This window comes from Methylobacterium sp. WL1 (genome assembly GCF_008000895.1).
Taxonomy (GTDB): domain Bacteria; phylum Pseudomonadota; class Alphaproteobacteria; order Rhizobiales; family Beijerinckiaceae; genus Methylobacterium.
In genome coordinates this window covers 5889594-5915376 of record NZ_CP042823.1, presented here as the reverse complement: position 1 = coordinate 5915376, position 25783 = coordinate 5889594, and the positions used below count along the sequence as shown (strand labels likewise).

Here is a 25783-nt window from a genome sequence, read left to right as displayed (position 1 = left end):
TCTCGATGGGCGAATCATTTGTATCTTCGGGCCCCGTGCTGATTTCGCTCATATCGAGCAGAAATATTAACAAATTTTACGGTCTTCGGCTGTCGGGAGAGATATTGTTAACGTTCACTGAACCTGAAACCCTGAGATCGGAACGGATCATCACGCCGCTCGTAGTTCGGCACAGGTGTAACGACGGTTATGCCACCAGGAGCCAGTGATGAACGACGATCGCGATACGCAGCACCTCGATTTCAGACACTTGGCGGCCGATATCGTGGCCGCCTATGTATCGAATAATCATGTGCAGGCTGCGGATCTGCCCACATTGCTGGCGAGCGTCCATGCGGCCGTGCAGGTGGCGGCCGAGGGCGAGACCTCGGCGGTCGTGGCGTCGCCCGTGGAAAAGCCGTCCGCCGCCGAGATCCGACGCTCGGTCGGCCGCGACGCCCTGATCAGCTTCGAGGACGGCAAGCCGTACAAGACCTTGAAACGCCATCTCACCGGGCGCGGCCTGACACCGGAGCAATACCGGGAGAAATGGGGATTGCCCCGGGATTACCCGCTGGTCGCACCGGATTACGCAGAGCGACGATCCCTCCTGGCGAAGGCGATCGGCCTGGGGCGCCCGAATGCCGCAGCCGACGAGCCGAAGACCCGCGGCCGAAAGAAGACGGCCTGAGGCATCGCCGGATCGGATCACGCGTTCGGCCCGTGGCTAAGGATGGGGCGGCGCAAACCGGTTGCGACCGACGGTCACCCCGGCGGCACCCATCGCCCTCTCGCAGGCGGCGGCCGCGTTCCTGACCCGGGATGCTCCTCCACCTAGATTTCGACACGGCGACATCGGACAAGGCGCAGCCGCTTCGCCGAACGAGAGATCGATGCCGCCGACGCCTACCCTCTGTCGTTCCTGCGGCCAGACGACCGATCCGGGCAGGACCTATTGCGTCGCGTGTGCCGTGCGCCAGGCCGACAGCGACGCCCTCGTCTTCGACCGTTGGCTCGGCCGCATCTTCGGAGTCGCCGGTCTCGTGATCGTTCTGGTGGCCACCTATGCCGCGGCGCGATACCTCAATCTCCTCGGCGGTTGAGATATAGACCGGCCGGTTCGGGACCGCGCGCAGCCCGCCTCACCGGTCGGATCGCCAGTCGCATCGACCGTGACGGTTCTGCCGGAGTCCGGATCCGTCGGCCCGTGGGGAAAGTCCGGATCCTGCGCCTTAAGGAGAGGTCCACGCCGGGCGCGCGGCATCGAAATATGTACGCCGCCCCGTGAAAAATCCGATCGCCCCGCGGCTACACCTCAGTCCGGGACGGTTGGGAGTCTTCGAGATGGCTCGGCGCTGGGTTCTGGTCTTCGCGTGCTGCACCCTGTCATCGGCCGCGCAGGCTGCCGGAGACATCGCCGTGGACATGGCGATGATCTCGAACGGCGATCTCAGGGTCTTCGGTACGCTGGCACCACCCCGCGCCGCCAGCGTCGTCCTGGACGACAAGTTCGACACCCGCGCAGATCAGGACGGGCGCTTCGCGTTCAGGATCCCCTATCACCCTGAAACCTGCGTGGTGACGCTGAAATCCGAAACGCTCAGCCGGCAGGCTGTCGTCGGATACTGCGCCCGGCCGGCCGCCGCGAAGCCGGTCGCGGCGATGCCGGCCCATCCCGCTCCGATCATGCTGGCCGCGAACACCCCCAAGGGCGAGGTCGGCCCGCGGGGCCCCAGGGCGCGGCCGGCCAGCAGGGACCGGAGGGACCCAAGGGCGAGCGCGGCGTGAAGGGCGATCCGGGGGCCTGCCGGTGCCGCCGGTCCGCCCGGGCCCTTGGGGCAGGCCGGCGCGCGAGGTCCGGCGGGCGAGAAGGGCGAACGCGGCCCGGCCGGGCCGGCCGGGCCCGAGGGCAAGGCGGCTGTCGCGGCGGCGGCCCTGCGGGTCCAGGTCGAGGAATGCACGGCCGGTGGGCGCTGCGTCGCAAGTTGTACGGCCGACGAGTTTGCCGTGAACGGCACCTGCAGCGGCGGAGAGCGCCCCGCCATGGACGAGGGCAGCGTCTACTGCTTCGCGATGGGCGCCGCGCCGACCGCCCTGAAGGCCCGGGCCATCTGCGCCCGGCGGTGATGGCCTGGGTGGCTGGGACGCGACGTCGAAGGCCCATCGGGCATCGGCAGGAACGCGTCGCTTCGATCTCAGGATCGTCGTGGTCCGGCGGTGCGGCGTGCGTGCCAGGCGGCGGCCCGGCACCACAGCGCGTCCGGGAGCCGGTACAGCCGCACCACGCCCGCCATCCCGGCCAGCAGCAGCAGGACCAGATACGCCAGCCCGTTCAGCAGCCGGCCCGGCAGCGCCTCCGGCTCGGCCCGGTCGTACCAGAGCGGGTCGGCGTCCCAGTGCGGATCGTTCTCGTCCAAGACTGAACCCCCTCCGCCGCGGACACGGGCGCGGCCCCTGCGGTTCGCAATCGGTTGACCAAACGGAGGCGCCGGGCCGCGCTCACCGCTCGCCCGGCAGCGGCCGCAGCAGGGCGCCGAGCAGGAAGCCGAGCTGGCCGCAGACCAGCAGCGCCGCGCCCCGCCGCAGGCTGCCGCCCGCGCTCAGGTGGTGGATATGGAACCCGTAGGCCAGCTCGGCCGCCACCACCGGCAGGAACACCGGAAGGCCCCAGACCGAGCCGAACCGCCCGAGACCGACCCCGAGCAGCGCGTTCAGCAGAAGGCCCTTCATGACCGGCCCGCCGCATCACCCCGGGTCCGGGATGCGCACGCCAGGACACGCCTGCGCTACTTGCTGCCGCGCTGGGCGAGCACGGCCGGGACGGTGCGCAGCATGATCGCGATGTCCCGGCGCAGGCTCCAGCGGCTGGCGTAGTCCAGGTCGAGCGCCACGCGCTCGGCGTAGCTGGTGTCGGACCGGCCCGAGACCTGCCACAGCCCGGTGACGCCCGGCGGCACGGCAAAGCAGGTCGAGAACGCCCGGCCGTAGCGGGCGACCTCGGCCTGCACGATCGGGCGCGGGCCGACCAGGCTCATCTCGCCGCGCAGCACGTTCCACAGCTGCGGCAGCTCGTCGAGCGAGCTCTTGCGCAGCACCTGGCCGATGGCGGTGATGCGCGGATCGTCGGAGAGCTTGTGCGTGGCGGCCCACTCGGCCCGGGCGCTCGGGCTGGCGGCCAAGTGCGCGGCCAGCACGCCCTCGCCGTCCGTGACCATCGAGCGGAACTTCAGGCAGCCGAAGCTGCGCCCGTCCCGGCCGAGCCGCATGTGCCGGAAGATCGGCGCCTTGCGGTCGCCGGCCCAGACCAGCACGGCGATCAGCAGCATCAGCGGCAGCAGCAGGAACAGCGCGGTCGCCGCCACCCCGATGTCGAGCCCGCGCTTGGCCGCCCAATCCAGCCGAAGCCCACGCGCCACGAACGGCGTCTCCGGCAGAACGGCCTCAGCCACCGCCTCCGCCGCCTCGCTCACCTGACCGGCAATCTGATCGGCCACGTTCGACATCTCAACCCTATGGTGCGGCGCAGAGGCGAGGTGTGAAACTTGGGAGCCGGCCTCGCGCAGCATGGATTCGCTTTCTGGATCGAGATGGCGACGGGATAGTTAATGGGCTGTTAATAGCCATTTCTAACAAATTATTGACCCTGTTACAAGCTCGGCTATACGGCAAATCACAGTCTAACTTGTGTTCATATTATCCGACTATGCAATGTAGCCGTGCGGATTAGCCCCGGCATTGGCGCAACGGGAGAGAGGACGATGCTGTCATCCATCCAGTGTCGGCGTGAGTCCGTATAGTGTCGGTCTAGGGACGACCGGCGTGAGAGCGCCGTTCCTTTGGTGCGACGCACGCAAGGTCGATATCGCCAGCCCCGTCCACCGCCTCACGGCGCCCCAGACCTCCGCCTCGGCGGACGTTCAGCTTGCGGGGGCTATCGAGGGCGCCAAGGGACCGGCACAACGGTCGCGATGGTGAAAACTACGCACGCCGATAGCCGGAGCGGGAGCCCGACAGCGACGCCGAAACCTGCGTCTCATGCGAGTTGCTGGCTTCGCCTCGACATGCGTCCACGTCACGGCGTCCGATCCACGCGACGGCGGTCAGGCGCTGGTCGTTCGGATGCGAGCGGCGGGGAGCCGGGCAGATCCGCGCGGGGATCATGGGCAGGGGGGGCATGTTTCTGGCGTCATCGCCCTCCACCTACAGAAATGCCGATGGTCGGGCCGCGTCATTGCTTTGTATAGGCGGTCGGACAGATGAGCGTGAATTCGTAAGGGAGCGGACGACATGGCGGTTCTGGTGACGGGCGGGGCCGGGTATATCGGCAGCCACATGGTTCTGGCTTTGCTGGATGCCGGCCACGAGGAGATCGTGGTGCTGGACGACCTCTCCACCGGGTTCGACTGGGCCGTGCCCGAGGGCGTCAAGCTCGTGGTCGGCGACGTTGCCGACCAGGCGCTGGTGACCCAGACCATCCTGCAGCACCGGATCGACGCGCTTGCCCACTTCGCGGCCCGGATCGTCGTGCCGGACTCGGTCGCCGACCCGCTGGGCTACTACTTGGCCAACACCGTCAAGACCCGCGCCCTGATCGAGGCGGCCACCCGCGCGGGCGTGCGCCACGTGATCTTCTCCTCCACCGCGGCCGTCTACGGCGAGCCCGAGGTGGTGCCGGTGCCCGAGGATCTGCCGCTCAACCCGATCAACCCGTACGGCCGCTCCAAGCTGATGAGCGAATGGATGATTGCCGACGCGGCGGCCGCGCACGGCTTCACCTACGTGGTGCTGCGCTACTTCAACGTCGCGGGCGCCGACCCGGCCGGGCGTTCCGGGCAATCGACCCCGGACGCCACGCACCTGATCAAGGTCGCGACCCAGGCGGCGCTCGGACGGCGGGCGCGGCTCGACGTCTACGGCACGGACTACCCGACCCCCGACGGCTCGTGCCTGCGCGACTACATCCAGGTCTCGGATCTGGCGGAGGCGCACCGGGTGGCGCTGGATCACCTGCGCGGGGGTGGCGAGAGCCTGACGCTGAATTGCGGCTACGGGCGGGGCTACTCGGTGCTGGAAGTGATCGAGGTGGTCAAGCGGATCTCGGGGCAGGACTTCGATGTGCGGCTGTGCCCGCGCCGGCCCGGCGACCCGGCCCGGATCGTGGCCGAGGCGGGCCGGATCAGGTCGCGGCTCGGCTGGCAGCCCCGCCACGACGACCTCGACGCCATCGTGGCCCAGGCGCTGGCCTGGGAGGACAAACTCAGTACGCGCAATCGGATCTAATCGACGCTAAAGCGTGGTAATACAGGACTCAAGATATGAATCCTGACAGAGGATGCGTGAATGAGAGTTGCAATCGTACATTATTGGCTCGTGGGCATGCGAGGCGGTGAGAAAGTCGTCGAAGCCCTGTGCAAGATGTATCCCCAGGCCGATATCTTCACCCACGCCTATGCGCCGGATTCGATCTCGCCCGTCATCAAAGCCCACCGCATCCAGACCTCGTTCATCGGCCGGCTCCCGTTCTCCGCGACGCGCTATAAATCCTATCTGCCGCTGATGCCGATGGCCCTCGAGCAGCTCGACCTGCGCGGGTACGACCTCGTGATCAGCAGCGAGTCCGGACCGGCCAAGGGCATCATCCCGCCCTCGAACGCGACCCATATCTGCTACTGCCATTCGCCGATGCGCTACGTCTGGAACATGTTCCACGATTACCGCGAGCGGACGGGGTTCCTGAATCGCCTGCTGATGCCGCCGGCCGCGCATTACATCCGGAACTGGGACGCGATCTCGGCGAGCCGAGTCCACGAGTTCGTGGCGAACTCGGCGACCGTGGCGCGCCGGATCGAGACCTATTACCGGCGCAGCGCCACCGTCATCTATCCCCCGGTCGACACCGAAGCGTTCGGTCCCGTTCCCGAGCAGGAACGCGGCGACTACCACCTGATGGTCGGCGAGCTGGTCCGCTACAAGCGCCCGGAACTGGCCATCGAAGCGTTCAACCGCTTGCAGAAGCCCCTCGTGGTGATCGGCGGCGGCGAGATGCTGCGCGAGTTGCGAAGCCTGGCCGGCCCGCACGTCACGATGCTCGGGCCGCAACCCTTCGCCGTGCTGAAGCATCATTATGCCCGGTGCCAAGCCCTGATCTTCCCCGGTGAGGAGGATTTCGGGATCGTCCCTGTGGAGGCCATGGCGAGCGGGCGGCCGGTGATCGCGTACGGGAAGGGCGGCGCGACGGAGACCGTTCAGGAGGGAGTGACCGGGACCTTCTTCCACGAACAATCGGTGGACGCCTTGATCGCCGCGATCGAGCGTTGCAAAGCCATCGCGCCGAGGCCCGAAGCCCTCGTCGAACGGGCCTCGGAGTTCAGCGTCGAGCGCTTCTCCACGGCGATGGGCCAGTTCATCGACGGCGTCCTCGCACGGGGTTACCAGGGTCACCGCCCTCCGCTGGCCGGCGGACAGCTCGACCTTTTGAATTGAGTTTGCGTCGACCGCCTCGTTTTGAACCCACTCTATTCCTTGGTGCGAAAGATTGATTTCGATGTCTGAGCCTGTCGGTACGGTCTACCCCATGATCCTGTGCGGCGGCACGGGAACGCGCCTGTGGCCGGCCTCCCGCGAGAGCATGCCCAAGCAGTTCGCCCGGCTGGTGGACGCGGAACGCTCGACCTTCCAGGCGACCCTTGCGCGGGTGTCGGATACGGCCGTGTTCGCCAAGCCCACGGTGATCGCCTCAACCGAGGCCCGGTTCATCGTGGCCGAGCAGTGCAGCCAGCTCGGGATCGGCGCCGACATCCTGCTCGAGCCGCAGGGGCGCGACTCCGCCGCCGCCGTGGCGGTGGCGGCCCTCCATGCCGCCGCGATCGACCCGCAGGCCGTGGTCCTGATCATGGCTGCCGACCACGTCGTGCCGGACACGCAGGCCTTCGTCGACGCCGCCCGGGCGGCTGCCGTCGGCGCGCGGGCCGGCTACACCATGACGCTCGGCATCGAGCCGACCCGGCCAGCCTCCGATTACGGCTACATCCGCCGCGGCGCCCCGATCGCGGAAGCGCCCGGGGCCGCCCGGGTCGAGAAGTTCGTCGAGAAGCCGGACCGTGCCGGCGCCGAGGCGCTGATCGAGGACGGCGCCCTGTGGAACTCGGGCTACTTCCTGTTCCGCGCCGACCTGATGCTGGCCGAACTCGAAGCCTTCGTGCCGGACGTGCTCGAGGCCGCCCGCGCCGCGCTCGACGCGGCCGTGACCGACCTCGACTTCGTGCGCCTGGATGCCGAGGCCTTCGCGCGGGCGCCCAAGATCTCGATCGACTACGCGGTGATGGAGCGGACCGCCCGGGCCGGCGTGCTGCCGGTGTCGTTCCCGTGGTCGGATGTCGGGACCTGGGACGCGGTCTGGCAGGTGCTGGATCACGATGCAGAGGGCAACGCGGTGCGGGGCCGGGTCTCGCTGATCGGGACGAAGAACAGCCTGGTCCACAGCCAGGGCGGCGGCCTGACCGCGGTGGTCGGGCTCGAGGACGTGGTGGTCGTGTCGACCCCGGACGCGGTGCTGGTGGCGTCCAAAGCCCGCTCGGGCGAGGTCAAGCAGCTGGTCAACGCCCTGCGGGCCTCGAACGAGCCGGAGGCGGACGCGCATCTGCGGATGTACCGGCCCTGGGGCTGGTACCAGCGGATCGATATCGGCGAGCGCTTCCAGGTGAAGCGGATCCAGGTGGTTCCGGGCGGGCGGCTGTCGCTGCAGAAGCATTACCACCGGGCCGAGCACTGGGTGGTGGTGCGCGGCACCGCCGAGGTGACGGTGGACGACCGGGTTGTGCTGGTCCACGAGAACGAGGCGGTTTATCTGCCGATCGGCTCGATGCACCGGCTGAACAACCCGGGTAAGATCCCGCTGGAGCTGATCGAGGTCCAGGTCGGGTCGTACACGGGCGAGGACGACATCATCCGCGTCGAGGACATCTACGGACGCTGAGCCGGGCGCTCCGGCGTCCCGCAGGCGATGCGATTGAACCGGGCCTGCAGCCGGTCGGAGCCGCGCCGGCCGAGACGGCGCCGAGCGGGGCTCCCGGTTCGGCGCCATCCCCGCTTAGCCGCGCGCCGTATCATCGACGCGCAAACCGCCTTCCCGGCAGGGTCAGGCGCCGATCGCCAGGGCGTCGGTCACCAATCGATCGACCTGCGCATCGCGCTTGGCGTGGCGTATGACGATGCGGGCCGCAGCCCGTGCATTGGCGGCGCGGATGTCACCCTTGGGAGACCCGTCGCGCAGGGCCCGCCAGGCCATGGCGCGAAACCATTGGGCATTGGCCAGGGCGATGGCGCGACGATCGGCGACCGACCCGCAGGCAGGTGGCGCGAGGACAGAGAGGGCGTGCATGGGACCAATCCTGGGCAGCAAAAATACGCCTGCCCGCGAACTGATGGTCTCATGACACGCTGGAACTCCTAGATCAATACTGTTTTTGTGGACTAGCCAAATTCCCGATCACATCCGGTTCTCAAATCAGCAATCGCGGTTCGCTCGCCGGCAAGACTTCACATTTGTGTTTGTTAAGAATTGCCCGAGACGTCATGAACGTCGGCGGATAACAAACGTTCTACGAAGTCCCGGGTTCGATCGAACGCAATAATGTTGCTCTGCGTTCGGAAACTATAGGCGACCGCAAATATCAGGGCGGCATGAGATCAAGCCCGTGGGAAGCGCGGCTTCTGACACGATCGAAGAATCTGCTCTCCCGTCGAACACTTCGATTACGTGGCTGACCTCTCGCGTCGCGATGCCGGCGGGCGGTTCGTGCGTCACCGACCGAGACCCCGACCGGGCCGGATCGGCGCAGCGGACAGGTCATCCGGCATCGATTGCCGTTCCCTCAACCCCGTGCCGCACCAGGTCTCAACCCGTGGTAGGAGCCCGCCACGTCCTGCCGAGCCGATGACCGATGCTGACCCGCCGCGCGCTCCTGTCCCGCCCGACCCTGGCCGCCGCCTGCGCGGCTGCCGGGAGCCTGGCGATGGCGGGCTACGCGACGGCCTTCGAGCCGCATCGGGTTCAGGTCCGGCACTACCGGCTCTGCCCGCCACGGTGGCCTGCCGGCCTGCGCCTGCGAATTGCGGTCCTCACGGACTTTCACGCCCATCCCCGCTGCATGGGCGTGGACGCGATCACCGAGGTCGTGGCGCGTACCAACGCCCTCGAACCGGACCTCACGGTGCTGCTCGGCGATTACGGCTCCCAGAGCCGGGGCGCCGTCCCGTTCGAGACGGTGGCCGGATGCCTGAGCGGTCTTCAGGCGAAACGGGGGCTCTACGCCATCCAGGGCAATCACGATTGGGGCGACGACCGTGTCGCGCTTTGGCGCGGACACGGCCCGACCCGGTCCGAGCGGGCCCTGCGGGCGGCCGGCATCGTCTTCCTGGAGAACGCGGCCGTGCGGCTCGACGTCCCCACCCCGCTCTGGCTGGTGGGGATCGAGAGCGAGGCGACGCCCGGCCGCCCCCTGGCGCCGGACCAGCTCGACCGGCAGAGGTCGGAGATCCTCGCACAGGTCCTCCGGGGCGTCCCCGCGGACGGCGCCGCGATCCTGCTAGCGCACGAGCCGGACCTGTTCGCCACCGGCCTCGACCCGCGGATCGTGCTGACCCTGTCCGGTCATACCCATGGCGGCCAGGTGCGGATCCTGGGCTGGTCCCCGTGGATCCCGTCGCGCTATGGCTTGCGCTATGCTCACGGCCACATCGTCGAGAGCGAGCGTGACCTGATCGTCTCGGCTGGGCTCGGCTCGCACTTCGTGGCAGGGCGTCCGTTGCGGTTGGGCATCCCGCCCGAGATCGTGGTGGTGGATCTCGGGGCGCCGGACCGGGATGATACCCGGGCCACCCTTACGGTCGGCAGCCCTGCATGACGGGCATGTCTCCGGAATGCGCCCCGAAACTGCGACGCCTACCCCCGGCGAGACCTGCGTCAGTCACCCCAAATCCTGCAATAATTCCGGATTGCGCAAAATAAATGCACCATCCCCGGTGTGGTGAGGCCGTATTGTCGTTATATTGCCTTATCTGGACCGGCGAATAAGTCCGGAGAGAAAACGTCAAGCTTTCGCGGGCATACCGGTGCCGTGAAGGCGCTTGAGAGGACACGATCATGCATTGGACAGCCGTGATCCTCGCCGCCTACGCGCTCGGTCTGGTCGAGTTCTGGCGTCTGTGCCGCGACGCCCCGATCATGCAGGACGAGGCCGCAAGGGCGCTCGCGACGGAGTTGGAGACCGGTTCGGCCTAAGCGAGTGCGTCGAGGCGGGAGCCATGGGCGGCCCCGGATCGGTCCGGACTCAGCTGAGAAGCCGCGTCATCGCCCAGCCTAGGATTCCGATCCAGCCCACCACCACCAGCAGAACCACGACCAGGATCACAGTCGAGCCGAAGCGGGCGAACAGGCGCTGAACCACGCTGCGCTCGGGGCCGGTCGGCCGCGTCTCGCTCTCCAACATCTTTCCTGGTCCAGCCTTCGCTCTACGCTGGGAAGCGACGGCTTCCCGAGCATGTTCCGTGACGCCGTCTTAGCGTGCTTCCCGGGGACAGGGCCCGGAAGACTGCAACCCGGTCAACGGCGGGCCGCACGTGATCGCACCATGATGCGCGCTGGTTCAGGATCGTCGTGGTCCGGCGGTGCGGCGTGCGTGCCAGGCGGCGGCCCGGCACCACAGCGCGTCCGGGAGCCGGTACAGCCGCACCACGCCCGCCATCCCGGCCAGCAGCAGCAGGACCAGATACGCCAGCCCGTTCAGCAGCCGGCCCGGCAGCGCCTCCGGCTCGGCCCGGTCGTACCAGAGCGGGTCGGCGTCCCAGTGCGGATCGTTCTCGTCCAAGACTGAACCCCCTCCGCCGCGGACACGGGCGCGGCCCCTGCGGTTCGCAATCGGTTGACCAAACGGAGGCGCCGGGCCGCGCTCACCGCTCGCCCGGCAGCGGCCGCAGCAGGGCGCCGAGCAGGAAGCCGAGCTGGCCGCAGACCAGCAGCGCCGCGCCCCGCCGCAGGCTGCCGCCCGCGCTCAGGTGGTGGATATGGAACCCGTAGGCCAGCTCGGCCGCCACCACCGGCAGGAACACCGGAAGGCCCCAGACCGAGCCGAACCGCCCGAGACCGACCCCGAGCAGCGCGTTCAGCAGAAGGCCCTTCATGACCGGCCCGCCGCATCACCCCGGGTCCCGGGATGCGCACGCCAGGACACGCCTGCGCTACTTGCTGCCGCGCTGGGCGAGCACGGCCGGGACGGTGCGCAGCATGATCGCGATGTCCCGGCGCAGGCTCCAGCGGCTGGCGTAGTCCAGGTCGAGCGCCACGCGCTCGGCGTAGCTGGTGTCGGACCGGCCCGAGACCTGCCACAGCCCGGTGACGCCCGGCGGCACGGCAAAGCAGGTCGAGAACGCCCGGCCGTAGCGGGCGACCTCGGCCTGCACGATCGGGCGCGGGCCGACCAGGCTCATCTCGCCGCGCAGCACGTTCCACAGCTGCGGCAGCTCGTCGAGCGAGCTCTTGCGCAGCACCTGGCCGATGGCGGTGATGCGCGGATCGTCGGAGAGCTTGTGCGTGGCGGCCCACTCGGCCCGGGCGCTCGGGCTGGCGGCCAAGTGCGCGGCCAGCACGCCCTCGCCGTCCGTGACCATCGAGCGGAACTTCAGGCAGCCGAAGCTGCGCCCGTCCCGGCCGAGCCGCATGTGCCGGAAGATCGGCGCCTTGCGGTCGCCGGCCCAGACCAGCACGGCGATCAGCAGCATCAGCGGCAGCAGCAGGAACAGCGCGGTCGCCGCCACCCCGATGTCGAGCCCGCGCTTGGCCGCCCAATCCAGCCGAAGCCCACGCGCCACGAACGGCGTCTCCGGCAGAACGGCCTCAGCCACCGCCTCCGCCGCCTCGCTCACCTGACCGGCAATCTGATCGGCCACGTTCGACATCTCAACCCTATGGTGCGGCGCAGAGGCGCCCTCGGATCTCTGGGATTCAGTACGACCCTGCATGGGCTCAGCTCCTCGGTTGAGGCCAATGGCGGGTGGTTAATGATTAGTTACTTCGGGCCTTATAGACGGGCCAAAATGGGCTGACAAGCTGTCATATATTTTAATTAGCCCCCCTTAAACAGGTTATCTTTGTAAAAAAACGCATATGTGGCGGGGATTAAGCCGCTACGCGCGGGGTTGTCGGGCGAACCTGACGTTCAGTAGTTGCTACGGAATCCCCGAGGCGGTCCGACCGAAACAACGGTTCGAACAACAACTTACGCAATGCTGGATTCTGCATCGCACAATCGCGCTCGGCATACCTGGCGGGTACCGGCAACGGGTCGAAACGGACGGTCCTCAGCGCATGCTGCACTGCCGCGACACCCCAAACGAACAACGGGGGGAAACCGTTGCATTTGATCGAACCGAACCGCTCGACGACCCGTCTCAGGTTGCCCACCGCAGACGGAGGAAGACCACCGTGAATGCGAACGCGGAACCAACAACTGTTTCGGTTCAAACACTTACGGCAACGTGACGCTTCGGACCCCAGGCGCCCCAGCCCGTCGCCGACCCAGAACCATGGGAACCGCAACGGCCCTCACGATGCGGCACGGCGGCACGCGGATCGCGCGGGCAGTGCCGCGAACCCGGATGCGGACTGTGCGCGATCACACCTGCTCGATGCGATAGCCGGCCGACCGACATGGCCTTTCATCGGCCATATTGCGGATGCTTGCCATGCGAATACCGATTTCGGCCGGATGTGCCGCTAAAACGGAGCTTTTCACATCAAAATTTTCGCGCGTTATTGCGGATTCAGAAACGAATGGCATCCTGCCGATATGAAGCTCGCGAGACCCGCCATGAGTCTATCGCGCCGGCAAAGCGCCCTGTTGCAACTATTCGTGGGGCCGTTGCTCTGGATCGCTCCGGCGAAAGCCGACATGCGTATCGAGGCTGCGAAAATCACCGCCGGCGACCTCTGGGTGCTGGGCAATGCCGGTGAACCCGATGCCGAGATCACCCTGGACGGCAAGTTCTTGCAGCGTACCGATACCCGCGGTTATTTCGAGTTTCACGTGGTCTATCATCCGGCCACTTGCATCGCGACGCTGAGGACGTCCAAGCAGGCGCGCAGCATTGTGGTTGGGGAATGCGGCCAGCAGGCTCTGGGGCTCCCGGGTCCGCCCGGTCCGCGCGGCGAGGCGGGCATCAGGGGTGAGCCCGGTCCGCCGGGCGCGATGGGACCGCCCGGCACGCCGGGCGCCGACGGCCTCGTGGGCGCGCAGGGCGAGCGCGGCCCGCAGGGTCCAGAAGGTCCAGTGGGCAGTGCGGGACCCGCAGGGCCGCCGGGCCCACGCGGGCCCCAGGGGGCTCCAGGACCGACGGGGAAGGCCGCACCATCGAGTGCCGCCTACAAGGCCAAGCCGTCGCCGACCCTCACGGGTTCGGTAACGAGGTCCCGCGCGCCGCGGCCGCAGCAGGAGCCGGACAGGGCGCCGGCGACGCCGCGCCCTCGGAGCCGGGCGCGGGCGTCGCCGCAGACGATCGCTATTGATGCGTCTCCGGCGGCCGCGTCCGAGAAAGGGCGGCGACGGTTCGTCGGCATCCCTTCGCTGCGCCGTAGACGTTCGGGGATCGGATTGGCTGCATCGGCGCATCCCGGCTCCGAGACGGCGGCCGGCCCCGGAGTTTATGGGTGCCCGTCGCGTTTCGATGGTCCCGGGGATCCGACGGGCCGCGCCCCGGCCCACCGGTTCGACGCCGGCCGTGCGGAACACCCGCATCCCCCTCGCAGCAGGGCCGGTTTCGCGCGTGCGGGACCGTCTTTTCACACGGCGTGGCGCTCTGCCGAAGCCCTCCGCCAAGGCGGTGCGCCGTGTGTCACCTTAATGCCCCAACGCGCCACATTTCGACGCCGACGCCGGGCAAGCCCGAGCCAAACCGGCGGATTTGCGCTAAGCGTGACGGTGGGGCGGGCTTGATCGGATCCCTGCGTAACGCCGTACCTTGGCCGTTTTCGTGGCGGACATCCGGACCGTTATAAAGACCGCAAGGGCTTGTTATCGTGACAATACGTCCACCAGCGAGTTGCCCCACGCTCCGAGTGATCGGCATGGCGTCCGGCCTCGCGATCCTGGCCACGAATCCGTCTCTTGCCGAGACCTTGGAGAGCGCTCTCTCCAAGGCTTACCAGGGCAATCCGTCTCTGAATGCCGGCCGTGCCGGCGTCCGAGCCATCGACGAGAACGTCGCCATCGCGCAGGCGGGCTACCGGCCGCAGGTCAATGTCGGCGCCTCGATCGGCGTACAGTATCTGCAGACCCGCAGCGGCAGCAGCGTCTCGGCGGCCGCCGGGGCGACCAGCACCGGCGCGAGCACCGCCAGCACGGGAACGACCGCTGGGGGACGACGGGCGCGTCCGGCGCCTCCGGCCTCGGGGGCGCGAGCGCGGGCGGCACGACCGGGATCGGGGTGGGGACTGCCGCGGGCGGGCTCGGCAGCACGGGCATCGGCCGGCGGCCTGGCCTCGAACACCGCCGGCCAGTCGGCCGGCGGCGCGACCACGACCAACGACGTGACCTCCCAGGTCGTCACATCGAACCGGACGACGCGCACCACCTATCTTCCGAGCAGCGCGAGCCTGACCGTCTCGCAGACGATCTTCAACGGCTTCCAGACCGACAACACCGTCCGCCGGGCCGAGTCCACCGTCTACAGCCAGCGCGAGACCCTGCGGTTCACCGAGATCACGGTGCTCTACAACGCCGTCCAGGCGTATATGAACGTGCTGAGCAACACGGCGACGCTGGAACTCAACCGGAACAACGTCGAGGTCCTTGAGGAGCAGCTGCGCCAGACGCGCGACCGCTTCAACGTCGGCGAGGTGACCCGCACCGACGTGGCCCAAGCAGAGGCCCGGCTCGCCGGCGCCCGCTCCCAGGTCAGCGCGGCGGAATCGACCTTGCGCACCAGCATCGGCGTCTACCGGCAGAATATCGGCGTCGAGCCGCGCCAGCTGGCGCCGGGCCGTCCCCTGGACCGGTACGTTCCGGTCAGCCTCGACGCGGCCATCGCCATCGGCTTGCGCGAGCATCCGCAGGTCGTGTCGGCGATCCACGCGGTCGACGGCGCCGAGGCCCAGGTCAAGATCCTGGAGGGCCAGCTCGCGCCGACCCTCAGCCTGCAGGGCTCGCTCAGTCAGCTCTACGACCAGAACGGACCAAACCAGAGCTTCTTCGTCGGGTTCGTGGGCGGCCGGCTCAACATCCCGATCTACGAAGGCGGCCAGACCTACGCGCAGATCCGGCAGGCCAAGGAGACGGTCGGCCAGTACCGCATCCAGGTCGATCAGGTCCGCGACCAAGTGCGGGCGCAGATCGTCGATTTCTGGGGTCGCCTCGAGGCCGCCAAGGCGCAGGTCATCGCCGCCCAGGCGCAGGTCCAGGCCAACGAGGTGGCGCTGAACGGCGTGCGTGAGGAGGCCCGCGTCGGCCAGCGCACCACCCTGGACGTGCTCAACGCGCAGCAGGAACTGCTGAATTCGCGGGTGAACCTGATCCTGGCCCAGCGCGACCGGGTGATCTTCTCCTACGGCGTGGTCCAGTCGATCGGGCAGCTCACCGCCCGCTTCACCGCCCTGCCGGTGGAGTACTACAGTGCCAAGATCCACTACGATCAGGTCAAGGATCTGTGGTTCGGCCTGCGCACCCCGGACGGACGCTGAGGTCTTTTCCCAGGGGAGTGTGGTGCAGGCGCGCTTGCCGCGACGAATTGGCATGGAATACTGTTTGACGACCGGCCCGATCGGGTCATCCTCCGAACATCCCATGCCCGAGCGCGCCTGTTGATGAGTGCAGCGAGCCCCAAGATCCCGGACTCGAAATTCCAGGACAAGGCTGCCGATAAGGCGCATGAGCCTTCGATGGAGGAGATCCTCGCCTCGATCCGAAGGATCATCGCGGACGATCAGGCGGCCAAGCCCGCCGAGATCGCGCCGGTGCCCGAACCCGAGCCGGACGACGTGCTCGACCTCGCCGAGGTCGCCGAGCCGGTCATCCGGCCCCGCGCCGTGGCCCCGCCGGAGCCGCCCCCGGCCCCTCGACTTCGACGCGATCGACTTCGAGGACGAGGCGTTCGCCGAGCCGGAGCCCGAGCCCGAGCCGCCGCCCGCGCAGCCGAGCCCGCAGCCGCAGCCGCAGCCGGTCTTCCAGGCGCCGCCGCGGCCGGAGCCGGAGGCCGAGACCCTGGTCTCGGCGGCGACCGACGCCAGCGTCAACGGCGCCTTCAACCTGCTGGCCCACACGGTCCTGACCCAGAACGCCCGCACGCTCGAGGACCTGGTCAAGGACATGCTCCGGCCGATGCTCAAGTCCTGGCTGGACGACAACCTCCCGGCCGTGGTCGAGCGGCTGGTCCGGGCCGAGATCGAGCGGGTCTCGCGCGGCCGCTGAGCGCGCTGCCCTCCCGCATCGGGCCTGCCCGGTGCCGGGTGCGTGTTGACGGACGCGGCCTGACGGTCGAAAGCGGGTCCAACCCTGTTGGACGAGCGCCGGCCCATACCTGCGATGATGGACAAGACCTTCGAGCCCGCCTCCGTCGAGGCGCGGATCTCAGCCGCCTGGGCGGACGCGGACGCCTTCCGCGCCGGCCGGCCCGAGCGCGCCGGAGCGCCCCCCTACTGCATCGTGATCCCGCCGCCGAACGTGACGGGCTCTCTGCATATGGGCCACGCCCTCAACAACACGCTGCAGGACGTGCTCTGCCGGTTCGAGCGGATGCGCGGCAAGGACGTGCTCTGGCAGCCCGGCACCGACCACGCCGGCATCGCCACCCAGATGGTGGTGGAGCGCCGGATGATGGAGCGCCAGGAGCCGGGCCGCCGCGAGATCGGCCGCGCCGCCTTCGTGGAGAAGGTCTGGGCCTGGAAGGCCGAATCCGGCGGCGCCATCGTCAACCAGCTGAAGCGGCTCGGCGCATCCTGTGACTGGTCGCGCGAGCGCTTCACCATGGACGAGGGCCTGAGCCGCGCCGTGCTCAAGACCTTCGTGGACCTGCACCGCCAGGGCCTGATCTACCGCGACAAGCGGCTGGTGAACTGGGATCCGAAGTTCCAGACCGCGATCTCGGACCTGGAGGTCCAGCAGATCGAGACGAAGGGCCATCTCTGGCACTTCGACTATCCGATCGTCGACGCGAACGGGGCCGAGACCGGCGAGGTCATCACGGTCGCCACCACGCGGCCCGAGACGATGCTGGGCGATACCGGGATCGCGGTCCACCCGGAGGATGCGCGCTACACGGCGCTGGTCGGCAAGCAGGTCCGCCTGCCGCTGGTCGGCCGCCTGATCCCGATCGTCGCCGACACCTATTCCGACCCCGAGAAGGGCACCGGCGCGGTCAAGATCACGCCAGCCCACGACTTCAACGACTTTGACGTCGGCCGGCGCTGCAACCTCGGGGTGATCAACATCCTCGACCCCGAGGGCCGTATGCTGCTCGACGGCAACGCGGCGTTCCTGGCCGACACCTCTCCCGAGCCCGAGGCCCTGGCGCTGCACGGCCTCGACCGGGCGCGGGCGCGCAAGGAGGTCGTCGCCCTGATGGAGGCGCGCGGCCGCCTGCGCGCGGTCGAGCCCAACACCCATGCGGTGCCGCACGGCGACCGCTCGGGCGTGGTGATCGAGCCCTATCTCACCGATCAGTGGTACGTGAACGTCAAGCCGCTGGCCGAGCGCGCGCTCCAGGCGGTGCGTGACGGCCAGACCAAGTTCGTCCCGGAGAATTACGAAAAGACCTTCTTCCAGTGGCTCACCAACATCGAGCCCTGGTGCATCTCGCGCCAGCTCTGGTGGGGCCACCAGATCCCGGTCTGGTACGATGACGCCGGCAGGATCTTCGTGGCCGAGAGCGAGGCCGAGGCCCTGGCGCTGGCCGAGGCCAAGCACGGCGGCCCCGTGGCGCTGACCCGCGACGCGGATGTCCTCGACACGTGGTTCTCCTCCGCGCTCTGGCCGTTCTCGACCCTGGGCTGGCCGGATTCGACCCCGGAATACGCCCGCTATTACCCAACCAACGCCCTGGTGACCGGCAAGGACATTCTGTTCTTCTGGGTCGCCCGGATGATGATGATGGGCCTGCACCTCACCGATCGGGCGCCGTTCGAGACGGTCTACCTGCACACGCTGGTGCGCGACGCCTCCGGCGCGAAGATGTCGAAGTCGAAGGGCAACGTCGTCGATCCCCTCGAGCTGATCGATCAGGTCGGGGCGGACGCCCTGCGCTTCACCCTGTGCGCGCTCGCCGTCCAGGGTCGCGACATCAAGCTCTCGGCCGATCGGGTCCAGGGCTACCGCAACTTCGCGACCAAGCTCTGGAACGCCGCCCGCTTCGCCGAGCTGAACGGCTGCCAGCTCGATCCCGCCTACGACCCGCGGGCGATCACCGGGGCGATCAACCGCTGGGCGCTCACCGAGGCCGCGCGCGCCGTGGGTGAGGTCACAGCGGCGCTCGAAGCCTACCGGTTCAACGACGCGGCCGGCGCCGCCTACCGGTTCGTCTGGAATATATTCTGTGATTGGTACCTCGAACTCGCCAAGCCGGTGCTGCAGGGCGAGAACGTCGATCCGGCCGTCCGGGCCGAGACCCAGGCGACGGTGGCGTTCCTGATCGATCAGGTCGCCAAGCTGCTCCATCCGTTCATGCCGTTCCTCACGGAGGAACTCTGGGCGATTAAGGGCGCCGCGGTCCCCGAGCGCGGCCTCCTGGCACTTGCGGCCTGGCCAGATCTCGCAGGCCTCGCGGATGCCGACGCCGAGGCCGAAGTCGGCTTCGTGGTCGACCTCGTCAGCCAGGTGCGCTCGGCCCGCTCCGAGACCAGCGTCCCGGCCGCGGCGCAGATCCCCCTGGTGATGGTCGGGGCCTCCCCGGAGGTGCGGACCCGGATCGAGGCCTGGCGGGACACGCTGCTGCGCCTGGCCCGGCTCTCGGAGATCACGGTCTCGGAGACGCCGCCGAAGAACGCGGTGCAGCTCCTCGTGCGCGGCAGCGTCGCGGCCCTGCCGCTCGAAGGCATCGTCGACCTCGCCGGCGAGGTCGCGCGCCTGAAGAAGGAGCAGGGCAAGGCGCAAGGGGAGATCAAGAAGGTCGACGCCAAGCTCGGCAACGCCGATTTCGTCGCCCGCGCCCCCGAGGATATCATCGAGGAGAACCGCGAGCGCCGGGAGGCCGAGTCCGCGCGGCTGGTGAAGATCGAGGAGGCGCTGGCCCGGTTGAGCGGGGGCTGATCGCTTCGCTCATAGCGAGTTCGCACCGAGCCCATTCAAGGTGTTTGCAGCAGCGGTCGGCATATCACTGCCCCGCTTGGCCGGTGACCCATGGGTCTTTGCAAAGGCCGTTCTGAAAACAGCTTCGTCATCCCGGGGCCGCGAAGCGGAGCCCGGGATCCAGAACCATTATCGGATTAGTGGCTTGCGCCGTCCGCGGCTCTGGATCCCGGGCTCGCCTACGGCGCCCCGGGGAAGACAGGGTAGCAGCTGAAGCGTCTGCGGAAACTCGGAATCCCTCGAGGGAGGATGCCCCTCTGCGACCCGGTTCTATCCTTCAGTGCCGCCGTCGCGGCTATTACCCTGGTGAGAGATCGGCGCATGCCGTCGAACCTGGCCTGTGTGGTCCGAAACGCTCGATCCCATTGTCAAAGCTCCTCGCGGACAAACCAATCCAAAAGCCTCGGACGGACTGCGTGCACTGCCAGCGGCCGTGTCCTTCGGGAACCCGCGGCATCTCGACAACGAACCACCGAGCAGCGGTCGAGCGCAGTTCGGCATGGAAAACGACATCATATGATGTCATAATCGATGCTTCGCTGGGGAGAACGTGATGCGGACGACGATCAACCTAGACGATGATTTGCTTGCTAAGGCGCAGCACTACACAGGCATCACGGAGAAGTCGGAACTCGTCCGTGAGGCCCTGCGCGCGCTGGTCCAGCGTGAGGCGTCCCGGCGCATGATCCTGCTTGGGGGGAGCGATTCGAACGCCCAGGCCGGGACGCGCCGACGCTCCGAACCGTGATCATCATCGATACGAACATCTGGATCGATCACCTCGCGGCGACGGATCCATCCGTCACCGCGATCCTGACCGACATGAGCCAGCGTGTTCATCCCTTCGTCATCGGCGAACTGGCGCTGGGCAGCATCCGCGACCGCGAACGCGTCATCGCGACCCTGGAAGACATGCCGCCGGCCGACGTCGCGGCCCACGATGAAGTCATGCTCCTGATCGCGGAGCACGCGTTGCACGGCCTCGGCATCGGCTATGTGGACGCACATCTCCTGGCATCGGCGAAGCTGATGCCGGGCTCCCGAATATGGACACGCGACAGACGCCTGGCCGCGGTGAGCGAACGGCTCGGGGTGTCATACCGAGCGGTCCAGTAGGGCGGCAAGCCCGGCGAGGCGTTTTCAGCGACGGGTACCAAGGGGACCCGCGAACGGGTTGGGCGCGCTCACGCTGCCATACGAATCGCTGCTCGCGCTGCCGAAACCGTCGCCCGTCGGGCCGCGCGGGTGCGTGGAATAGTCGGGCGGCACGTAGATCCCGGCCCGGTTCCGATAGCCCGCCTTAAGGTTGTCCAGTTTTCCGTCAGCAACGCCGTCCTCGTAGCGCCGCGTATCGACCGCCTCCATGGAATGGGACGTCGCTCGCGCGGGCTTCAGCTTGGTCCGATCGCCGACAGCCGGCTTTTCGTTGAAATAGTTCCGATAATCCGAGTACCCATCGGCTGCCATAGCGGCGGTTACCGAACCCAACAGCAGGACCACAGCAAACATCGCCTTCATCACCCGATCCTCACGCATCTCACGCGACACCAGCCGGCAGAGCCAAAGGTTGTAGCCGCCTGCCGGAATCGATCGGACTGTAGCGCGACATCCCGAGCGCGCGGTGACACGTGGCACACGCGGCGGATTTCGCCCCGAGCCGCCCCCCAAACACGGCTCCGCCAGGCTACCGTCCGAGAGCCGGCCATGGCCGCCGCGGCCCGGATCGGCGCACATGTCCAAACCGTAATTTGACCGCCACGCGGGGGTCAGGCGCCGCCCGTTAGACCGATCGCATCGAACGCCGCGTCCCCCGGCGTCGCCCCGATCCGTTTCAAGAGGTTGCGATTCCCATGACCGAGACCCGTCCCCAAAGCTCGCTGTCCGGCCGGACCTCGCGCCGCGCTCTCGCCTCGGTGGCTGCTGCCGCGCTGATCGCCGGCGGAGCCCTCGGCACCACCCTGCCCTCCGTGACCCCCGCCTACGCCCAGGCCCTGCCCAAGACCCCGATCGAGGCTCCGGAGCACCCGCCCGGCTCGTTCGCCGGCATCGTCAACAAGGTGAAGCCGGGCGTCGTCTCGGTGAAGGTCAAGCTCGACGACTCGGCGCCGGGCGAGGATGAGGATGGCCCCGGCCAGGGCCGCAACCTCCAGAACGTGCCGCCGCAGCTGCGCGAGTTCTTCCGTCGCTTCGGCCAGAACGGTCCGGGCGGCCAGCCCCAGCCGCAGCAGCGCCAGGGCTCCCGCGGCGCGGTCGGCTCCGGCTTCATCATCTCGGCCGACGGCTACGTGGTGACCAACAACCACGTGGTCGACCACGCCAAGACCGTGCAGGTGACCCTCGACGACGGCCGCACCCTCGACGCGAAGGTGATCGGCAAGGATGCCAAGACCGATGTCGCGCTCCTGAAGATCAATGAGGGCTCGAACTTCCCCTACGTCCAGTTCGGCAAGACCGCCCCGCAGGTCGGCGACTGGGTGGTGGCGATCGGCAACCCGTTCGGCCTCGGCGGCACCGTCACGGCCGGCATCGTCTCGGCCCGCGGCCGCGACATCGGCGCCGGCCCGTACGACGACTTCCTGCAGATCGATGCCCCGATCAACAAGGGCAATTCCGGCGGCCCGACCTTCAACGTCAACGGTGAGGTGGTCGGCGTGAACACCGCCATCGCGTCCCCGTCGGGCGGCAGCGTCGGCCTGGCCTTCGCGATCCCGGCCGAGACCGTGCAGGCGGTGGTCGATCAGCTTCGCACCGACGGCAAGGTCGCCCGCGGCTACCTGGGCGTGCAGATCCAGCCGGTGACGCAGGACATCGCCGACGGCCTCGGCCTCGACAAGGCGAAGGGCGCCCTGGTGGACCACGCCGAGAACGGCACCCCGGCGGCCCAGGCCGGGCTGAAGGCCGGCGACGTGATCGAGAAGGTCAACGGCGACACGGTGGACAGCGCCCGGGAGCTCTCACGCCGGATCGCCGGCATGAAGCCCGGCGCCAAGGTCGAGCTGAGCTATCTCCGGGGCGGCAAGACCGACACCGCGACGGTGACGCTGGGCGCCATGCCCACCGACGGCACCAAGGTCGCCACCCGCGACGACGATTCGGGCAACGGCCAGCCGCGGCTCGGCCTGAACCTCGCGCCGGCCGCCGATGTCGGCCTGTCCGAGCAGGGCGTCGCCGTGGTGCAGGTCGATCCCGACGGTCCGGCCGCCGCTAAGGGCATCGAGGCCGGCGACGTGATCCTGGACGTAGGTGGCCAGAGCGTCACCCGCCCCTCCGACGTCGCCGCGCAGATCCGCACGGCGGAGTCGAGCGGCCGCAAGGCGGTGCTGATGCGGGTGAAGAGCAGCAAGGGCCAGACCCGCTTCGTGGCGGTGTCCCTGAGCAAGAAGGCCGGCTGACGCCGATTCAGACCCGGCGCGGGGATTTTTCCCCCGCGCCGCCTCGTGTTTCCTCCCACCTGACGCTGGCCGAATAAGCCGGCGTCTTTTTCTGTTCTGGCATCGGGTTCGATGCGCCACCGGATGTCTCCCGGGGCATGGGTGCAGCACCGAGCAATCGCGGACCTGTCAGTCGGACACCGAATGAGGCGGCACCGGAATCCCGAGCCCCGGTCCCAACCGCGTGCGGCACTTGCTGAGGGCCGCGAAGGCCGCGTTCGAATCACGGGCCAACCGCATCAGGTCGCCAATCCTGGCCCGTCCCCGGGCAAAAGCAAAAAAGACCGCGGCGATGTCGGGCTCGCCGTCCGGGGTGAGCGCTTGGGCCGCGAAGGCCGGGAGCGCCTGGTGGGCGGGATCGCAGATCACCCGCAGGGCCGCGAAGGGCAGGCCGTGGCGGCCCGCGAAGGCGGCGGCGACGTGGGATTCCATGTCGACGGCGGCGGCGCCGGTCAGGGCGCGCAGGTCCGCCTTGCCGTCGACCCCGAGTACGGCGGTGTCGACGCCGGCGAGGTCGGCCGGGATGACCCGGGGGCCGATGCCCGCCAGGGCGTTGAGCAGCGTGGCTGAGAGGTCGAGGTCGGCGGCGCGCCGGCCTTCCTCGCCGATGACCCCGGTACCCACCACCACGTCGCCGGGCTTCAGGGACGGGTCGAGGCCGCCCGCGATACCGAAGCTGATCACCGCGCGGCAGCCCGGTTGCGGACGCGCGTCGAGGAGCTGACGCAGGCGGTGCGGGTTGCCGCCGGCTCCGACCGCCTCGACCCCCTCTCCGGCCGCAAGACGGCGCTCGCGGGCGAGACCGGTGACGGCGAGGACGGGCGCGGCAGGATCGATCATCGCGCGCTGGTGGACCAGTCCGGCGAGCTCCGCAAGGAGCCGCGAACGCCGAGGGGCCGGCGCCGCGGGATCGTCGTCGGAGGAAGCCACGTGCGGGATACCGGGGTTCGCGGGCGGAAGGAGTCTTGCGATCCGCTCCGGCGTCGTCCCGAACGGTGGCGTCGGCCCGAGGGTCGGCGCCGGGCGCGTCACATGCCGAACTGGACGCGCCGGCTGTTGGTGCGCTTCAGGTTGCGGAACCGCGCCATCGCCCAGAGCGGGAAGAACTTCGGGTAGCCATGGTACCGCAGGTAGAACACCCGCGGGAAGCCCGTGGCGGTGTAGCGCTCCTCGTTCCAGAACCCGTCCGCGCCCTGCGTGCGGGTCAGGAAGTTGATGCCGCGGGTCACCGCCGGGTCGTCGACCGCACCGGCCGCCATCAGGGCCAGAAGCGCCCAGGCGGTCTGCGAAGCCGTGGACGAGCCCGCCTCGAAGGCCGGATCGATCTTGTAGGATGAGGCGTCCTCGCCCCAGCCGCCATCCGGGTTCTGAATCCGGATCAGCCACGACACGGAGCGCTGGATCCGCGGATCGGCGGAATCGACCCCCGCAGCGTTCAGGGCGCACAGCACCGACCAGGTGCCGTAGATGAAGTTCATGCCCCAGCGGCCGTACCAGGAGCCGTCCTCCTCCTGGTCGTTGAGCAAGTAATTCACGCCGCGGTCGAGCGCCCGGGAGGTCTCCCGGGTCTCGCCGAGCTGCGCCAGCATCCCGACGACGCGGGCGGTGACGTCCGCGGTCGGCGGGTCGAGCAGCGCGCCGTGGTCCGAGAACGGGATGTGGTTGAGGTACATGTGGTTGTTGTCGGCGTCGAACGCCGCCCAGCCACCGTCCTCCGACTGCAGGCCCTCGACCCATTCGCGGGCGCGGGCGATCGAGGCCTTGTAGTCCGGCATGCCGGCGACCAGCCCATGCTGATGCATCGCCCGGTCCATGGCCATCACCACCACGGCGGTGTCGTCGAGATCGGGGTAATGCGCGTTGGCGTACTGGAACGCCCAGCCGCCGGGGCGGACCTTCGGCTTGCGCGCCGCCCAGTCGCCGACGATGTCGAGCACCTGGCGGGGCTTCAGCCAGTCGAGCCCGGCGCGGGCCTGCGCCTCGGCCTCGGGGCTGCCGGCCTCCAGCAGGGCGTGGGCGGCCAGCGCCGTATCCCAGACCGGGGAGACGCAGGGCTGGACGTAGGCCTCGTCGGCCTTCTCGACCACCAGCTTCTCGATGGCGTCGCAGGCGACCCGGACCTGCGGGTGATCGGGCCGGTAGCCCATCACCTCGTACATCAGCACCGAGTTGACCATGGCGGGGAAGATCGCCCCCAGGCCATCCTCGCCGTTCAGGCGCTCGCTGACCCAGGCGCGAGCCTTCTCCATGGCGCGCTGCCGGCTCTTGCGCGGCAGGCGGTCCTCGACCAGCTGCAGCATCCGGTCGATGAAGCCGAAGATCGGCGTCCACGGCCAGGTCGCGTGCGGGGAGCCCGGCCAGGTGCGGACGCTCTCGGGCGGCGTGATGAACAGCTCCTGGACGCTGATCCCGCGCGGGTTGCGGGCGCGCGGCTTGGTCGCCTGGAGCACGAACAGCGGCACCACGGTGGTGCGGGCCCAGTAGCTGATCTTGTCGAGGTGGAACGGGAACCACTTCGGCAGGAACATCACCTCCACGGGCATCACCGGCACGGCGCGCCAGGGCACCTCACCGTAGAGCGCCAGCATGAAGCGGGTGAAGACGTTGGCGTTGGCGGCGCCGCCGCGGGACAGGATCGCCTCCCGGGCCCGGCGCATGTACGGCGCCTCGATGTCCTCGCCGATCATCTTGAGGGCGAAATACGCCTTGACCGTGCAGCTCATGTCGAACGGCCCCTCGTGGACGAGGGCCCAGCCGCCGTGCCGGCCTTGGGTGCGGCGCAGGTAGTTGCCGATCTTGGCCTCGAGGCCTTCGGGCACGGGCGTGCCGCGGAAGTGGTGGAACAGGACGTATTCAGACGGAATCGTGGCATCCGCCTCGAGCTCGAAGCAGATATGCCCGTCATCGTGCGCCAGGTTGATCAGCGCGCGCGTCGCCTGCGCCACGCCGCGCTCGACGTCGTCGAGCGAGATCCCCTGGGTCTTCGAGCGCTGAAGCGGCTCGACCTTGCTTACGGCCTCTCTCATGGTCCTCGCCTCGAACGGC

At 68.6% G+C, this 25783-nt stretch carries 26 protein-coding genes and 1 pseudogene; 15 read left to right on the top strand and 12 right to left on the bottom strand.

Annotated elements, in window-relative coordinates; all coding sequences use genetic code 11:
* Positions 1–208: 208 nt before the first annotated feature.
* From FVA80_RS28790 to FVA80_RS28775, 4 genes are all read left to right on the top strand, one after another.
* A complete protein-coding gene (locus FVA80_RS28790) occupies positions 209–670 on the top strand; it encodes a MucR family transcriptional regulator (RefSeq protein WP_147905992.1) in 462 nt (153 codons plus the stop codon).
* Positions 671–872: 202 nt separating this feature from the next.
* Positions 873–1082, top strand: a complete 210-nt coding sequence (locus FVA80_RS28785; protein WP_147905993.1) for a hypothetical protein — start codon at positions 873–875, stop codon at positions 1080–1082.
* A gap of 241 nt (positions 1083–1323) precedes the next feature.
* Positions 1324–1767 carry a hypothetical protein gene (locus FVA80_RS28780; protein WP_147957917.1) on the top strand — a complete coding sequence of 148 codons (444 nt, stop codon included), beginning with the start codon at positions 1324–1326 and terminating at the stop codon, positions 1765–1767.
* A 45-nt stretch (positions 1768–1812) separates the two neighbouring features.
* On the top strand, positions 1813–2106 hold the full coding sequence (locus tag FVA80_RS28775) for a hypothetical protein (RefSeq protein ID WP_147957916.1): 294 nt from the start codon (positions 1813–1815) through the stop codon (positions 2104–2106).
* A 68-nt stretch (positions 2107–2174) separates the two neighbouring features.
* On the opposite strand, the gene FVA80_RS28770 is transcribed toward FVA80_RS28775, so the two are convergent.
* From FVA80_RS28770 to FVA80_RS28760, 3 genes are all read right to left on the bottom strand, one after another.
* A complete protein-coding gene (locus FVA80_RS28770) occupies positions 2175–2396 on the bottom strand; it encodes a hypothetical protein (protein ID WP_147910638.1) in 222 nt (73 codons plus the stop codon).
* A gap of 82 nt (positions 2397–2478) precedes the next feature.
* Positions 2479–2709 carry a hypothetical protein gene (locus FVA80_RS28765; RefSeq protein WP_147910639.1) on the bottom strand — a complete coding sequence of 77 codons (231 nt, stop codon included), beginning with the start codon at positions 2707–2709 and terminating at the stop codon, positions 2479–2481.
* A 56-nt stretch (positions 2710–2765) separates the two neighbouring features.
* Positions 2766–3482, bottom strand: coding sequence for a sugar transferase (locus FVA80_RS28760; protein WP_147957915.1), 717 nt, complete (start codon positions 3480–3482; stop codon positions 2766–2768).
* A 784-nt stretch (positions 3483–4266) separates the two neighbouring features.
* Between FVA80_RS28760 and galE the strand changes: the two genes are divergently transcribed.
* From galE to FVA80_RS28745, 3 genes are all read left to right on the top strand, one after another.
* Positions 4267–5259 (top strand): UDP-glucose 4-epimerase GalE, encoded by a 993-nt coding sequence (gene galE / locus FVA80_RS28755; protein WP_147910634.1) that lies wholly within the window; start codon positions 4267–4269, stop codon positions 5257–5259.
* A 60-nt stretch (positions 5260–5319) separates the two neighbouring features.
* Positions 5320–6462: a glycosyltransferase gene (locus FVA80_RS28750; RefSeq protein WP_147910635.1), complete on the top strand. Its 1143-nt coding sequence runs from the start codon at positions 5320–5322 to the stop codon at positions 6460–6462.
* Positions 6463–6523: 61 nt separating this feature from the next.
* Positions 6524–7954: a mannose-1-phosphate guanylyltransferase/mannose-6-phosphate isomerase gene (locus FVA80_RS28745; RefSeq protein WP_187193541.1), complete on the top strand. Its 1431-nt coding sequence runs from the start codon at positions 6524–6526 to the stop codon at positions 7952–7954.
* Between the two features lie 162 nt (positions 7955–8116).
* Here FVA80_RS28745 and FVA80_RS28740 read toward each other — a convergent pair whose 3' ends face one another.
* Entirely contained in the window at positions 8117–8359 is a 243-nt protein-coding gene (locus tag FVA80_RS28740) for a hypothetical protein (protein WP_147910636.1), read from the bottom strand.
* Between the two features lie 562 nt (positions 8360–8921).
* Between FVA80_RS28740 and FVA80_RS28735 the strand changes: the two genes are divergently transcribed.
* Both FVA80_RS28735 and FVA80_RS30830 read left to right on the top strand, forming a co-directional pair.
* Positions 8922–9884, top strand: a complete 963-nt coding sequence (locus FVA80_RS28735) for a metallophosphoesterase (protein ID WP_147910637.1) — start codon at positions 8922–8924, stop codon at positions 9882–9884.
* Between the two features lie 239 nt (positions 9885–10123).
* A complete protein-coding gene (locus FVA80_RS30830) occupies positions 10124–10261 on the top strand; it encodes a hypothetical protein (protein ID WP_187193540.1) in 138 nt (45 codons plus the stop codon).
* Between the two features lie 49 nt (positions 10262–10310).
* Here the strand turns inward: FVA80_RS30830 and FVA80_RS30825 are convergent, their stop codons facing one another.
* The 5 genes from FVA80_RS30825 to FVA80_RS31765 form a co-directional block, all read right to left on the bottom strand.
* Entirely contained in the window at positions 10311–10469 is a 159-nt protein-coding gene (locus tag FVA80_RS30825; protein WP_187193539.1) for a hypothetical protein, read from the bottom strand.
* 156 nt (positions 10470–10625) lie between these two features.
* Positions 10626–10847, bottom strand: coding sequence for a hypothetical protein (locus FVA80_RS28730; RefSeq protein WP_147910638.1), 222 nt, complete (start codon positions 10845–10847; stop codon positions 10626–10628).
* Positions 10848–10929: 82 nt separating this feature from the next.
* Positions 10930–11160 carry a hypothetical protein gene (locus FVA80_RS28725; RefSeq protein WP_147910639.1) on the bottom strand — a complete coding sequence of 77 codons (231 nt, stop codon included), beginning with the start codon at positions 11158–11160 and terminating at the stop codon, positions 10930–10932.
* Positions 11161–11217: 57 nt separating this feature from the next.
* Entirely contained in the window at positions 11218–11934 is a 717-nt protein-coding gene (locus FVA80_RS28720) for a sugar transferase (protein WP_147957915.1), read from the bottom strand.
* 947 nt (positions 11935–12881) lie between these two features.
* Positions 12882–13061, bottom strand: coding sequence for a hypothetical protein (locus tag FVA80_RS31765; RefSeq protein WP_246692189.1), 180 nt, complete (start codon positions 13059–13061; stop codon positions 12882–12884).
* Between the two features lie 1037 nt (positions 13062–14098).
* Here FVA80_RS31765 and FVA80_RS28710 point away from each other — a divergent pair.
* The 5 genes and pseudogenes from FVA80_RS28710 to FVA80_RS28690 all read left to right on the top strand — a co-directional run bounded on the left by FVA80_RS28710 (position 14099) and on the right by FVA80_RS28690 (position 20423).
* On the top strand, positions 14099–15709 hold the full coding sequence (locus FVA80_RS28710; protein ID WP_147957913.1) for a TolC family outer membrane protein: 1611 nt from the start codon (positions 14099–14101) through the stop codon (positions 15707–15709).
* A gap of 198 nt (positions 15710–15907) precedes the next feature.
* A pseudogene (locus tag FVA80_RS28705) lies at positions 15908–16436 on the top strand (DUF2497 domain-containing protein).
* 114 nt (positions 16437–16550) lie between these two features.
* Entirely contained in the window at positions 16551–19268 is a 2718-nt protein-coding gene (locus FVA80_RS28700; RefSeq protein ID WP_147910323.1) for a valine--tRNA ligase, read from the top strand.
* A 592-nt stretch (positions 19269–19860) separates the two neighbouring features.
* Positions 19861–20055, top strand: a complete 195-nt coding sequence (locus tag FVA80_RS28695; RefSeq protein ID WP_147853926.1) for a type II toxin-antitoxin system VapB family antitoxin — start codon at positions 19861–19863, stop codon at positions 20053–20055.
* Positions 20052–20423: a type II toxin-antitoxin system VapC family toxin gene (locus tag FVA80_RS28690; protein WP_147910324.1), complete on the top strand. Its 372-nt coding sequence runs from the start codon at positions 20052–20054 to the stop codon at positions 20421–20423. The genes FVA80_RS28695 and FVA80_RS28690 overlap by 4 nt, the downstream gene beginning before the upstream one ends.
* 24 nt (positions 20424–20447) lie before the next feature.
* Here the strand turns inward: FVA80_RS28690 and FVA80_RS28685 are convergent, their stop codons facing one another.
* Complete coding sequence (locus tag FVA80_RS28685) at positions 20448–20825, bottom strand: hypothetical protein (RefSeq protein ID WP_147910325.1); 378 nt, start codon at positions 20823–20825, stop codon at positions 20448–20450.
* A 332-nt stretch (positions 20826–21157) separates the two neighbouring features.
* On the opposite strand from FVA80_RS28685, the gene FVA80_RS28680 reads away from it, so the two are divergent.
* Positions 21158–22699 carry a Do family serine endopeptidase gene (locus tag FVA80_RS28680; RefSeq protein WP_147910326.1) on the top strand — a complete coding sequence of 514 codons (1542 nt, stop codon included), beginning with the start codon at positions 21158–21160 and terminating at the stop codon, positions 22697–22699.
* A 168-nt stretch (positions 22700–22867) separates the two neighbouring features.
* Here the strand turns inward: FVA80_RS28680 and FVA80_RS28675 are convergent, their stop codons facing one another.
* Together FVA80_RS28675 and shc are read right to left on the bottom strand one after the other, a co-directional pair.
* Positions 22868–23578, bottom strand: a complete 711-nt coding sequence (locus FVA80_RS28675) for a phosphorylase (RefSeq protein ID WP_246692188.1) — start codon at positions 23576–23578, stop codon at positions 22868–22870.
* Positions 23579–23766: 188 nt separating this feature from the next.
* A complete protein-coding gene (gene shc / locus FVA80_RS28670; protein ID WP_147910328.1) occupies positions 23767–25764 on the bottom strand; it encodes a squalene--hopene cyclase in 1998 nt (665 codons plus the stop codon).
* Between the last annotated feature and the right edge of the window lie 19 nt (positions 25765–25783).